Source organism: Lelliottia sp. WB101 (assembly GCF_003051885.1).
Taxonomy (GTDB): domain Bacteria; phylum Pseudomonadota; class Gammaproteobacteria; order Enterobacterales; family Enterobacteriaceae; genus Enterobacter; species Enterobacter nimipressuralis.
This window is the reverse complement of sequence record NZ_CP028520.1, coordinates 2,194,413-2,206,590: the sequence shown is the minus strand read 5'-3', so window position 1 is coordinate 2,206,590 and position 12,178 is coordinate 2,194,413. Positions and strand designations below refer to the sequence as shown.

Below are 12,178 nucleotides of genomic sequence, written 5' to 3'. Positions count from 1 at the left end.
CACCTGTTCCTGTCTTTCCTCACAAAAAAGCTTCCTTGACAAAAAGTGACAAAATAACGTGATTTAGATCACACATTTTGACATTAGGACAGGTATGCTGGAATCACCAAGACGGAAAGACAAGAGGTAAAATTTATGACAATGAACATTACCAGTAAACAAATGGAAATTACTCCGGCAATTCGCCAGCACGTCGCAGACCGTCTCGCCAAACTGGATAAATGGCAAACTCATTTGATTAACCCGCATATCATTCTGTCTAAGGAACCACAGGGTTTTACCGCTGACGCAACTATCAATACTCCTAACGGCCATCTGGTCGCCAGCGCTAAACACGAAGATATGTACACCGCTATCAACGATTTGATCAACAAGCTGGAACGGCAGCTCAATAAAGTGCAACACAAAGGCGAAGCCCGTCGCGCCACCACCTCGGTGAAAGACGCAAGCTATGCCGAAGAAGTTGAAGAAGAGTAATCCTTTAAATTGAGTGTACCGCCAACGCGCCTCCGGGCGCGTTTTTTGTTTGGTTAAGAGATTGATTATTAATCACTTTTATTTTCCAGTGTCCAATTAATGCCACGTCTGTGCCATTTGCTTACCCGTTTTTCCCCGAAACATCCTAATGATGTAGCCCATTTAACCAACGTTTAAATTAGATTGCTCTTTTTTTGATCTAACTCTTTCCTTATAACGGTTGTTTTCCTAACTCTTGTAGCGAATAAAATAAATTCATAAATTTCAACTCCCTATATCAAAAGGAGTTGTTTTATGGCGCTTTCGAAATGCAAAGAGTGCAAAAAAGAGGTTTCAAGTGAGGCTAAAGCCTGCCCGCATTGTGGTGTCTCCTCCCCCGTACCAAAAAAGGGCGGTTGCCTCGTTCTTATAGTCTTAGTTGGAGTGATAACGTTTTTGATTTCCCGTTGTGGTGAGAACGATGCAAAGGAGAAGAAGCAGGCATGCGATGCAGGAGATAAGGCATGTATCTCAGAGAAATATAAGCGAGAGGCGTGGAATTTATGCAAGCCAATCATTGAACGCTCAGCAAAATTTGATTATGAGTTTACGGATAATTGGCTTGATGGAGGTTTTACACGCTATGTAGTGCAGGACGATCAAACTATCCGGTATTACGGCGACAAGGTTAAGTTTGCAAATGGCTTTAACGCTAAAACACCAATGACTTATCTCTGCCATTACGACATCAAAGCTAAAAAAATCACTGACTTTTCAATATCACAAGGGCGAATTAACTAAATTTGAGGAGTGGCTCGTTAACGAGCCACTATAATCCGCCGTTAGGATTGAACAGCATAAATAGCCGATCTTCCCCCTCCGTGGTTGAGATATCCTTAAACGTGGTGATGTATACCTCGATCCACTGGTTTGCCTGTCGCGGTGTCCAATCCCAATTAAAGCGCCTGAGCTCGCGTACAAAATCACTGGTCTGCACCGTTCTGCGGCCGTTCTGCTCTATCTTAATGGCTTTCTTAAAAGCCCCTTCTATCTCGTATGTGCGCGGCATAAATCCCCCCTCATCAAGCACTGTATATAAACACAGTATAAATCATGACAATCTGTCGGCATAGCCTGCCCGGGTGATTATCTGCCAACCGTCTGAATTGTTAACTAATTTGATTCCCCTCCGGGCATTGAGCGGGTGGGGGCGTCGGAAAACCATCACAACAATCACAGGCCTGCAAAACAGAATGTAAGCCTATGATTTTATATGCTTAATCTTGTGATGGTCATTTCATCACAAACCATCACAGAACCATCACCAAAACATCACAGCCTTTAAAATCAGTCAGTTATAAGCAGCCATTTGTGAGAGAAAAAAACATCACAACGTGATGATATTGTGAGGCTTTTGTGATGTTTTCAGATTTAGATATTTATTAATAATATCAATAATATAATTAATATATTTCTTCGTTGTGATGTTTGTGATGCTTTTCCGATACCCTCCCCCTCTACTTTTTAAAGGCTCTCTATAGGGTGCTTTTTGGCCTGTTTTGTTGGTGTATCTGTTACATAACCGTTTATATGCTGTGGTCATTGTCATGGTGATTAAGGCGAGGTTACCGTCACAAGCAAAATCACCGGCGAACCGACGCAATGCTGGATTTTCCGCTGCCGCCTGGCCGAGCCTCAGACCGTTGCACGCCAGAATTAACGCCGCACTATTTTGCCACCGCTCAGCACCCACCTATCCAGTGCTGGCGCGGTGTGCCGCCCTCGCGTGATTTATTACCCGTTATGGCCAGAATGACGGAATTATCATTTCTGTAAATTTAATCAATCACTTACAAAAATCATGGATCCGTGGCGACCAGTGATAACCGGCAAGGCGTGGCAAAAACGTGCAAACGTTGCCAAACGGGATTGGGCGCAGCGCCCCTTATACCGCGCGGCCTGAGCCCATGAATGGCACAAAAAAAATATGGCAAAACAATCTGCACGCGAAAACCGCAGGCGCGGGGGGCGTAGCGCCTTTTCCGTCTGTCTCGGCGATTACGCCGCGCGTTTCTGCGGCCTCAGCTGCGCACTGTTAAACGCAACGTAACGAGGTGGTGTAAATGCGTGTGCGAATGAAGTGACGCACCACAGGCGCGCTGAGGGCGTTGCCAGGAGGGGGCAAAAGAAAGCCCACCGAAGTGGGCTAGTGAGGGTCAGGCGATGAGCTTTTTATATTTCGCTGAGAGCTGCCCGGGTCGCTGGGCGTTGGCGCTTATTGCGCCTGAGTTGGTCGGCGTGCCCGTATTGCTGTGCGCGTGCTGCGCGGTGAGCTCTGCCAACTCCTGCAGCACGTCGAGCGTATCGGTGAGGCAGTCGAGGATATTGATCTCCCCGTCGCCTATATTGACCGTCTGGCCATTGATAACCTGAGCGGCCGCCACGCTTTTTCGAATGCCGGTTATTTTCTCTGTCAGCGCGCCCCCGACCGTCAGGACGGCATCGCTTTCAATATCCTGCTGCAGTTGCTTCGCCTGTAGCGCGAATTTGTTCTCAGCGCCGATACAGTAATCACCATCCGAGAGCTGCAGAACGGCACCGGCCATTAGCGTGACCGAGCCCAAAACGGTGAGCGAATCGTTGCCTTTCACGGTTGTGGTGCGCGTGGTGGTCTGTCGGCTTTCGCTGTCGCTCACCACCACTCTGCTAGCGCTGCTCTCCTCAATCGCCTGGTCTGTCTCACGTTGCCAGCTCCCTTCGCGGGTGATTCTCTGGCTCACGCCGGCGCGCTGCTGCTGCAGCTGCTCGCCGGGTTGTATTGCTGGCAGCGTCTGGCCATCCTGCAGCGTCTGCCGAATCATCGGCTTATCTGGCCGACCGTCAGAAAATCCCACCTCAACGATGGCACCCTCTGCAGGGAACTGAAAAAGGCCGCCCTCGTTGCCGGCGAACGGTACCGGCAGCGGCACGGCAATGAGCTCAGGCATATCGGCATCATTGCCGTCAGCGTCAAGCAGCTGCAGATTGGCGGCATAGCGCGGCCGGAATGGATCGTGAACGTCACCCAGCGCCGCCGCATCAGGCGAACCGGTTACGCGCGCGCGCCGTGGCAAATGCAGACCGGCAGAAAGCTCGGGATAGGCTTTATCAATCTGCCGCTTTTCTGGGGATTCCCATGCAGGCTGACCGGCGCTGTTTTTTGGCGTCCAGCGCAGCTGCATGTCGCCGTTCTCAATCTCCACCTGGGTGATGCGTTGCCCGTTCACCACCACGCCCGGACGAATTGCGGGAATGATGGCCAGCTTCACGCCGTTGCCGGCGCTGCCCATTTTGATAAAGTCCGTCGGGATCTCAACGTCTGCCCGGGCAAAACGTGAATCGTTATAACTCCCGACGTAAATCACGCCGTCAGGCAGCTGCTGCCAGCAGTAATCAGGGATCGAGAATGCCCCGCCGAGGCTGTCGAGTAGCGCAAACCCTTTGCCTGCACTTTTGAAGTGGGGGATTTTGGTATCAGCATACTCCGCAGCCGGTACCGAAAACTGCAGGTCTGTGAGCGCTGAGAGAGCCGCGCAGACTTCCCGCAGCGTCGGGTGCTGCAGCGACACCGGCCAGACTTTGTTTAGCGAGCCAGCCAGCTCGCGCACAAACAGGCGTTTAAAACCGCGCTCGGCATCACCGCAACGCTCCACGTATCCGGTAAACCAGCGATAAACATTCTCACCCACGCCCAGATCAAAGCGAACCAGCGAGCCGGTACAATCTGCATCGAGCTCAGCCGTGAGATATCCCCGGCCGCACGCACCGAGTTCAAGTAGCAGGTGATAGTCAGAAACATGCACCAAATCAGCGCCAATCTTTAGCGCTGCAGTCGTTTTCATACCTCACCCCCGTCATATGAACCGATGGCCGTATCGACCTTTTTGAGCACCTTCTCAAACCAGCTGAGCTCCTCCGGTGTATCGGTCGCGGCCGTTGTTCCCTGTGTCGTCTGCACCTTTGAGCCGTTACTACCGGCGCGCATTTCGGCTTTTTTCTCTGCCACACTGAAATATTCGCGCAGGCTGAATGACACCTGCCAGGCAAGCAGGTCGGATGCCTTTGAAGCCGAAACATCACCGGTGAAAGTAGCCTCACGAAATTTTATCTTTCTGGCCGTATCATGGTTGACGCGATAACGCGCATTATTGCCGGCGCTGTCCTGCGCCTCTGCCAGCGCATACAGGAGGGTGAGCTGCTCCTCGTCGTCGTAAGGGATCAAGCCTGTCACCTTCAGCTCTTTGGCCTTAATCCCCTGTTGCGCGCTGGCCGTGCTCGATGCCTGCCCGGACTGGTCTTTGTCCTGAATGCGCATCGACACGGACACCTCAAGATTTTTCATGCGAATGGCCTGGCCGCTGAGGGCAAAATCAATCCGGTCATTCATCTTTCAGCATCCCCCGCAGCATTGATAAATCGTCACCCGCAAACACCAGGCACAATGTAAACACGTGGTCTGGTGCGGGAATATCATCACGCATTTCACGTATGGCGCCGGCCGAATTGCGAACGGTCGACACCGTTCGAACGGCCAGACTCTGGCCAGAAAGCTGCTGCAGCTGCTGTTGCGCGTCGGCCAGAAGATTCGCGCGCTGCGTTTTAAAGGCTGCGAGCGCCTCACCGATGCCCGGGAGTGAACCGCCTGCAGCTGAAATGAGTGCCTGAGCCGCGCCGGCCTGGCGCATTGTTGGCACCGAAAGCGCTGCGGCTGCAGGCAGACCGCCCGCCATTGCGGGGATCTGCATTCGCGTTTCAAGGAGGTTTAAGGCCGAACCGGCGCGCCGCCAGACCTGCGTGAGCTGGGTGACGGGAAAAATGGCGGCGGCAGCTGCCAGCACATCAACAAACGCCGGCAGCGTTGGTGCACTGAATAACATTGCGGTCACGTCCAGACTGGATGGCGCACCGGCCAGCTTTTTGGCCGCCCATTCGATGGCGTTCTCTGGGCTCAGGTACACGCCAGAGCTTTCCTTTTTTCCCGCGCCTGGCGTCCACGGGCTTATGGCCAGCACGCTGCAGATAATTGCCCCGGCGTCGCCGGTCACGGTTAGTTTTTTTGATTGCCACATACGCCGCCCTTATGCCGTTCTCAGCCAGCCGCGCAGCGTGACGAAGCTGCTCACCACGGAAAAAGGTTTATCACCGCCAGTTTTGCCGATTTCCCCCTCAAGCTCATGGTCATGCTCGCCTGCTTCCTGGGTATCATCCTGCTCAATACCGAGGCGCGTGTTGTCCACGGAAACCCTGGTGGAATCCTGCGTACCTCCCTTCTGATATTTATCGTATCCGTGTTTATGCCCGCCGGCTTTTTTGGTTTTTAAGCCAGTGAGGGTGTGACCGTGTGAGGGGATATTGTCAACGGACAGCGTAACGTTGTCGCTGCCGCCAGTCTGCAGGGGCTCTGCGCCAATCATGATAGTTCTGGCGCTATAATTGCCGCTCATATCTGACCATTGGGTGCCCGGCCAGCTCTCGGCAGGGTTTACAGCCGAACTGGTGAGGAATACATCACCCACGCGATGCGGGCATCGCTTATCAACTTCCTCGGCTGAATAAATACCGAGGTTTTCCCGCGCTTTCTGCTTGTCATCAATATCCGAGAGGTTATTCGCCCGGTGCAGATATCGCTTATCCGATTCTTCCTTGCTGTAGACGTCGAGCTCATCAACGACCTGCTCAAGCGCCTGCAGGGGAAACGGCGGGCGCAGGTCGGTAATGTTGCCGGCAGCATCAGTCTGAGCAATCGCAAACACATAATGCTGAAAGCCGTCTTTTTCGTATCTTTCAAGCTCAGGCGCGACGCGCAGCGAATACGTAACGGACCAGGCCCCGGTCGGCGTTCCCTGCCAGGTTGCATCAACCCAGACTTTAGTCGCGTTCGCCAGCGGCCCCGGTGAGGTGACTGCAGCGGCATGGCACCGCAGGCCGTGAACGTAGCCCAGCCCCGGCGCGACGTTAAATTTCCCGTCTGCAGCTGTCACCAGAAAGCCGTCACCGTCAAACGCAGCCACGCCGTAAACATCGATATTTTCTGCGCGCACGCGCTCATCAGAGCCGGCGTGACGCTCACTGTAGTCAATCTGCCAGGTTTCCTGTGTGACGCTGATTTGCGTGGCCTCTGCCGCGCCGGCAAACTCCATCACCATGTTACGGATGAGGCTGTTACCCTGCTGGCCACCGCTGGTTTTGATTTTCTGCTGCTCCTCGCAGTGCACAATCATCAGTACCGTGCCGGTGACGCTGTCAGCCAGCCCCACCCAGTTATATGACCAGTTGCCAATTGAGCTATCGAGGACAACGGAGTACACCACGGCATTTTCACTGACCTTTCCCATTCGGGTGATAGTGTGCGCGTGGGATATGTGCGCATCAGCGGGCATCCCTTCGCCCGGATCAATCTCTTCGCTCGCGTCCAGCCCGGGGATGAGAGCAAAAATCATCTGGTCGGGCACGGCTGGCTCACTGGCCAGAATCTTGTTTACGTTCCATTCCTGGAACGCATCAGTAATTACACTCGACATTAATTATTCTCCTGTTCCCTGGCCAGCGGCGGGTGACATTCGCCAGCCGGATGGAATCTCACTGTAATCAGACAGACTGGTGCACCAGGTAAACATCTGGTTGTGTACGGTAATGGCTGGCATTTTATTCATTAGTTCCGTCCCATAGCCGGTGACCAGTACGCAGCTGTAAAACAAAAGACCTGCATTCGTAATACGGGGGTAACTCTCCGCGCTGAAAATATCGTTAATGTCAGTGGTCAGCTGGTCGCAGTTCATAAAACACGCGTTAAGGTTGGTGAGCGTTTCGCTGCAGGCAGCCATGAGCCCCTTTTCCACGACACTGAGAGGGCAATATCCAAAAAGACGATAGGCATTACTTAGCCGCCTGGCTCCGCTCAGAAACCCGGCCGGCAGGCTTGCCAGATTTGTCTGCCTGAATGCCCCCTCCATGTTGGTTACGGGTGTGTCACCCGTCAGGAAATCATCCGGTAGTGCTTGGACGTTCGAACATTCGGAAAGGAAATAACTCAGATCGGTTGCATTTGGCAGCACAAAAGCACCAGGGGAAATGTCACTGAGCAGGCTTTGCCTGTAAAAGGCATAACTGGCACTGGATCGCGTGCCGCAAAAATGGTGAATTTTTTCTACCCTGTTGGTATGGCTGATTGTGGCTTGCCGGCTGAAGGTTACCGTTTCGCTGTTGTAAACTGTCAGGGTATGAGTCTCGCCAGTGGTCAGCCTGTCAGGATCTGGCGCGTACCCCGATTGTATTGACGTCGTTGAATAATGTTCGCCGATATCGCCATCACCCCAGTCAACCAGCACGCCGTTAGAAGCGGTCATGTAAAAGACTGGTGAAGTGGCAGAGCTGAGAATAAAGTCGACCTTTGCACCAGCCACCACTCTGGCCGTAATGGTCGCCGTTCTGCCGCCCTCAGTGGTTTTGAGCGTGACCGCCGCGGTACCGAAATCCAACCCCCTGAGCGTCACAAACCCGTCGCCCACCTCGGCAGAGCAGAAACCCGGCTCATCAACGTCGGCGGTAAACGTGGCGTCATCCACCCCGGCGGGCAGCACGTCCACGCGGATCGTTTTCACCTCCCCGGGCAGCAGCCAGACCTCATCAAGCTCGGGCACAATGGCGCTCGGCCTTAATGTGAGCTTGTAATAATCAAACCAGGTCACGCAGTCAAAATGCCCGGGGTGAATGTAATCCGTGTTCTCATTCATGACGTCGAAAAAATAACGCCTGCAGGTGCGGCCATACTGCCTAACCAGGCGCATCATGAGCGTGTTGTCGCGGCTCAGCTGCTCGTCGTTAATGCGTATCAGGATCACATCCCATTCATCCTGCAGCTGGCGCTCGAGCTGCTCAATCTTGCCAATCTCAAGGCGCTCAAATATCCGGGAAAAGCCCGCCATGCAGCCGGCGTCCCGCGCATTCACAAAGGCATATTTCACGCGCAGACGGAAAAGGCTCAGCGATTCGCCCGGGAAGCGCTCAACGTCGCGCTGGTAGGCAAGCAGGGCGAGCAGCTGCTCGTCGCAGGTATCAACGTCAATCTGCGCCAGGGGGAACATGAGCCAGTCGCGCACGCGCTCCCACCACGTTTTTGAGGCGTGGGCGAGCGTCAGCGGCTCGCCTTTATTCATCCAGACCGGCAGATTGATATCAGGAAATTTATTCTCCATAGCCCACCTCAAGCGCGCCGAGGCGCGGCACGTTCAAATCACTGAGAATGTCGCCGGCGTCAAACACAACCGATTCAACGTCTTTAAAGGTCTGGTGGATTTCTTCGCCCAGACGCGACATCGAGAAGCGCGAAAAAGGCCAGGTTTTCTGCACGTCGTAATCATTATTTTCGCGGAACGCGCAGCGAATGAGATCGGCAATATCGAGGCGCAGCCGCTCCAGCGCCTCCTCTTTGAGCAGTGACGAACTGTAGAGGTAGATTGTGGCGCTCAGGTTGTGGACGGTTTCAGGCAGCTTCAGCGCGAGAACGTCATCACCGTGGCCGTGATTGCCCTGCGTCATCACGTAGTCATTCACCGTTTCGATGAAGGGCTCGCTTGACACGCCGGCATCGAGCAGCAAAAACACGTTGGCGGTACCAGGACCGCGCGGGGCGTCATGCTGAAAATAAATGCGGTCGGTAGTGATGCCGGCAATGCCGCTAATCATCCCACGGTAAACGGCATCAATATGATACTGCCCCACCAGGTTAAACTGGTTTTTGGTGCGGTCGCGCAGCTCGTCGTCGCTCTCCTCATCCGCGCCCGGGGTAATGAGCCAGTTTTCTTCGTTGACCACGCTTGCGATCCCATCGATGGCCACCGGCAGAATGCGGAAATATCCCGGCGCAAGGTTGCTCGCCGCGCCCTCATCGGTTGCCGTGACCGGCACAAGCGCGCTGGCCGCGCCAGCTGAAAGGGTGAAATCCTCCGACGTTTCGAGCTGGTGAACCCTGCCGTTAATGCGCTCAGTCTGAATGACCGTTCCCGCCGGTACCGTGATTTCACGGTCGGGATCCGATTTAGTGAAACGAATTACGCCGGCCGCTGCCGTGGCATCCTTGCGGGAAAGATTCACCGCCCAGGCGAACAGGTCCAGAAACATGCCCGACGCCGAGGCCAGAAACATGTTGGCCATAACGATATTGACCAGCGCATCCTTGAGCCACATCACCGGCGCGGTAACAATGGCCGTGATAAGTCGCCAGAACGGACTCATGCGCGAGGTGTTCGTAATCAGGCCGGCGTCTTTAACGATCTCATTAAACTCATCGCGCGCCTGCGCCTCGGTAACGGGCATTCCGTTCTGCGCCAGAATGCTTTCATAATCCGGGTCTGGTCTGTTGCTCATAGCGTCAGTTCCTTCTCAATGCAGCCAAAATCTCGCGTCGTGGCGGTGATGAAATATTTCCCGAGTTTCAGCTCAGTCAGCTGCGCCGTGCCTGGCACAAGGCGATCATCTGACTCAACAAGCAGCTCCAGCTGCTGCGCGATGTCGTAGCGCAGCGTTGGGCTGCGCTCACCGACGAGCAGCTTCGCCAGCTCAGACTCAATAATCATGTGCACCACGTCCTGCGCGATACTCTCGCGGTTATTGCAGCGCACCGGCTCATTGCCCGAGTCGAGCACAAAATTGCCGTCGATGATTTTGAGGTCGAAATAGAGTTCTTTACTCATCCTGCGTATAGCTCCCGGGACTCAATCAGGGAGTCGAACGTTTCGCGGTTCTGCGGGTACACGTTGACCTGTCCGATGGTTTTGCTGTTGTCGGTTTTCACAGTGCTGCCGCCCATTGTCTTACCCGCGCCGCCCTGGTCGAGCTGTGGCGGGGTGAGGCCAGCGACCGGCGACAGTTTTGGCGGCTCAATCTCCGCGTCACCGCCGACGGTATCGATATTCACCCCAGGAATTTTGTTAAGCTTCCCGATCATCCAGTTTATTGAGTTCATCGTGGTGCCTTTGAGCCATGCCCAGAGCCCGGTAAAAACGCCCTTAACCTTGTCGACGGCCGTGCCGGCCATCGTGCCGAACGCGTCAAGCACGCCAGAAATAAACTGGAAGGGCGCGCTGTCCATAATGGCGGCCTTGAGCTCATCCCAGTGGCTCACGGCGTACCAGATACCCGCCGCCAGCGCGGCGATGGCCAGCACAATCAGCGTGATCGGACTCATTAAGAACTGCATGGCCACGCCTGCAAACATCGTTGCCGCGCCATACACCTTCATGGCGATGGCGCCCACGCCGAGCGCCGCGCTCCAGGCCAGCGTGGCGACCTTGCAGACGCCCGACCAGAGCATAAAAGCTTTGGCCTGCACGCCGAGTGCCAGTAATCCGATCCGCGTCGGCAGCAGGCTGAGATTGAGAAGCGAGAAAGCCTTGCCCATGCCGAGTAACGCCGCGACGGCTTTCACACCGGACATCAGCGCGAAAAGAGAAGTGATTGCAGTCAGCGCTGCGATGCCAGTCACCAGATAACCCAGCCAGCGGGTGATATTCGGGAACATCTCAAGCCAGCGGGCAAAACCGCTGGCCAACTGGGTGACTTTGTTGATAACCGGATCAAAGACCGGCAGCAGCGCACCACCAAACGCGTTTTTAATACGATTGCCACTCTGATCTAACTTGTCCCAGGTATCGGCCACTTTCTCAGCCATCGTTTTTGCGCCACCCAGCCCCTGTGTGCCGGCAAGCGCCTTAATCTGTTTACGCAGCTTGTCAGCCGTTCCCCACGAGCGAATAAGCGCCGCAGAGCCCTTGCCAAAGGCCTTATTGAGTTTTTCCTGCAGGGGAATGTTGCCGGCTACCGTGTCGCCATATTTGGCCTGCAGCCGGTCGAGGATGTCAGGGAACGCGAGCAGCTGCCCCTGCGCATCGGTGAAGCTCACGCCCAGCTCTTTGGCACCGGCTTTAGCGTTTTTCAGGAAAGCGTCATACACGCCGCCGGCATTGCTGCCGAGGCTGTTGCCGAGATTGCCCAGCACGGCAAACTGCTCGTCCATGCCGATGCCGTAGCCCGTGCCGGTTCCTTTCGCGCCCTGCAGCAGCGCCTGAATGTGCGCCATATCCTGCCCGGTGTTCTGCACAAGCCAGGCTGTTTTTGAGGCGATATTCTCAGCAAAGGCCACGTTGCCCATGCGATCCACATCTGAGGTAAATTGACCGGCCAGCGCGCCAATGTAACCGGCCGCGTCATTCGCTGAGGTCTTGAGTGCTGCAGCAAGGGTGTTAGTGGCAAGCGCGACGCGCGGAAGCTCGGCATCGCTGAGGCCACCGAGTACCGAGCGGATTTCTGTCACCGAGTCGATAAAACCGACGGCCGACACGCCGAATTCAGTGCTGAACTGCGCCGCTTCCTGCCGGATAGCTTTCAGGGCATCCGCGCCCACATTGCGCGTGGCAAGCATATCGAGCGCTGACTGCACCTCATTGGCGGGCAGCAGCAAGCCATTCAGCGCCTTTGCCGTTCCCCATACACCAAACGCGCCACCGGCGACGCGTTTTAGTGCTGCAGAGGTACTTCTGGAAAACTTATCAACGGACTGCTGCGCCTGCCCGAGCGGGGCAGAGAGGCCGTTTCTGAGGTTCAGGGCAAAGGATAATTCTTTCATGAGCTGCGCTTCCCGGTGAGAGCGAACGCGACGCCCTCGGCGGTTGCGTTAACGTTTTGT

At 54.9% G+C, this 12,178-nt stretch carries 11 protein-coding genes; 2 read left to right on the top strand and 9 right to left on the bottom strand.

Annotation, left to right across the window (positions count from 1 at the left end):
- Positions 1 to 135 precede the first annotated feature (135 nt).
- Together raiA and DAI21_RS10650 are read left to right on the top strand one after the other, a co-directional pair.
- Entirely contained in the window at positions 136 to 477 is a 342-nt protein-coding gene (gene raiA, locus DAI21_RS10655) for a ribosome-associated translation inhibitor RaiA (protein ID WP_095282963.1), read from the top strand.
- Positions 478 to 771: 294 nt separating this feature from the next.
- A complete protein-coding gene (locus tag DAI21_RS10650; RefSeq protein WP_107703085.1) occupies positions 772 to 1,257 on the top strand; it encodes a hypothetical protein in 486 nt (161 codons plus the stop codon).
- Between the two features lie 28 nt (positions 1,258 to 1,285).
- Here the strand turns inward: DAI21_RS10650 and DAI21_RS10645 are convergent, their stop codons facing one another.
- The 9 genes from DAI21_RS10645 to DAI21_RS10600 all read right to left on the bottom strand — a co-directional run bounded on the left by DAI21_RS10645 (position 1,286) and on the right by DAI21_RS10600 (position 12,118).
- Positions 1,286 to 1,525 carry a DNA polymerase V gene (locus DAI21_RS10645; RefSeq protein WP_085841466.1) on the bottom strand — a complete coding sequence of 80 codons (240 nt, stop codon included), beginning with the start codon at positions 1,523 to 1,525 and terminating at the stop codon, positions 1,286 to 1,288.
- 1,147 nt (positions 1,526 to 2,672) lie between these two features.
- Positions 2,673 to 4,337 carry a hypothetical protein gene (locus DAI21_RS10635; protein ID WP_107703083.1) on the bottom strand — a complete coding sequence of 555 codons (1,665 nt, stop codon included), beginning with the start codon at positions 4,335 to 4,337 and terminating at the stop codon, positions 2,673 to 2,675.
- Positions 4,334 to 4,882, bottom strand: a complete 549-nt coding sequence (locus tag DAI21_RS10630; RefSeq protein ID WP_107703082.1) for a hypothetical protein — start codon at positions 4,880 to 4,882, stop codon at positions 4,334 to 4,336. The genes DAI21_RS10635 and DAI21_RS10630 overlap by 4 nt, the downstream gene beginning before the upstream one ends.
- Positions 4,875 to 5,564: a hypothetical protein gene (locus DAI21_RS10625; RefSeq protein WP_107703081.1), complete on the bottom strand. Its 690-nt coding sequence runs from the start codon at positions 5,562 to 5,564 to the stop codon at positions 4,875 to 4,877. The genes DAI21_RS10630 and DAI21_RS10625 overlap by 8 nt, the downstream gene beginning before the upstream one ends.
- A 9-nt stretch (positions 5,565 to 5,573) precedes the next feature.
- The gene (locus DAI21_RS10620) at positions 5,574 to 7,016 is read right to left on the bottom strand and encodes a phage tail protein (protein ID WP_107703080.1); all 1,443 of its coding nucleotides are present in this window, start codon (positions 7,014 to 7,016) and stop codon (positions 5,574 to 5,576) included.
- Positions 7,017 to 7,019: 3 nt separating this feature from the next.
- Positions 7,020 to 8,690 (bottom strand): phage tail protein, encoded by a 1,671-nt coding sequence (locus tag DAI21_RS10615; RefSeq protein WP_107703079.1) that lies wholly within the window; start codon positions 8,688 to 8,690, stop codon positions 7,020 to 7,022.
- Entirely contained in the window at positions 8,680 to 9,861 is a 1,182-nt protein-coding gene (locus DAI21_RS10610) for a baseplate J/gp47 family protein (RefSeq protein ID WP_107703078.1), read from the bottom strand. Before DAI21_RS10610 ends, DAI21_RS10615 begins: the two co-directional genes overlap by 11 nt.
- Complete coding sequence (locus DAI21_RS10605) at positions 9,858 to 10,187, bottom strand: DUF2590 family protein (RefSeq protein ID WP_107703077.1); 330 nt, start codon at positions 10,185 to 10,187, stop codon at positions 9,858 to 9,860. Before DAI21_RS10605 ends, DAI21_RS10610 begins: the two co-directional genes overlap by 4 nt.
- Positions 10,184 to 12,118: a phage tail tape measure protein gene (locus DAI21_RS10600; protein ID WP_107703076.1), complete on the bottom strand. Its 1,935-nt coding sequence runs from the start codon at positions 12,116 to 12,118 to the stop codon at positions 10,184 to 10,186. The genes DAI21_RS10605 and DAI21_RS10600 overlap by 4 nt, the downstream gene beginning before the upstream one ends.
- Between the last annotated feature and the right edge of the window lie 60 nt (positions 12,119 to 12,178).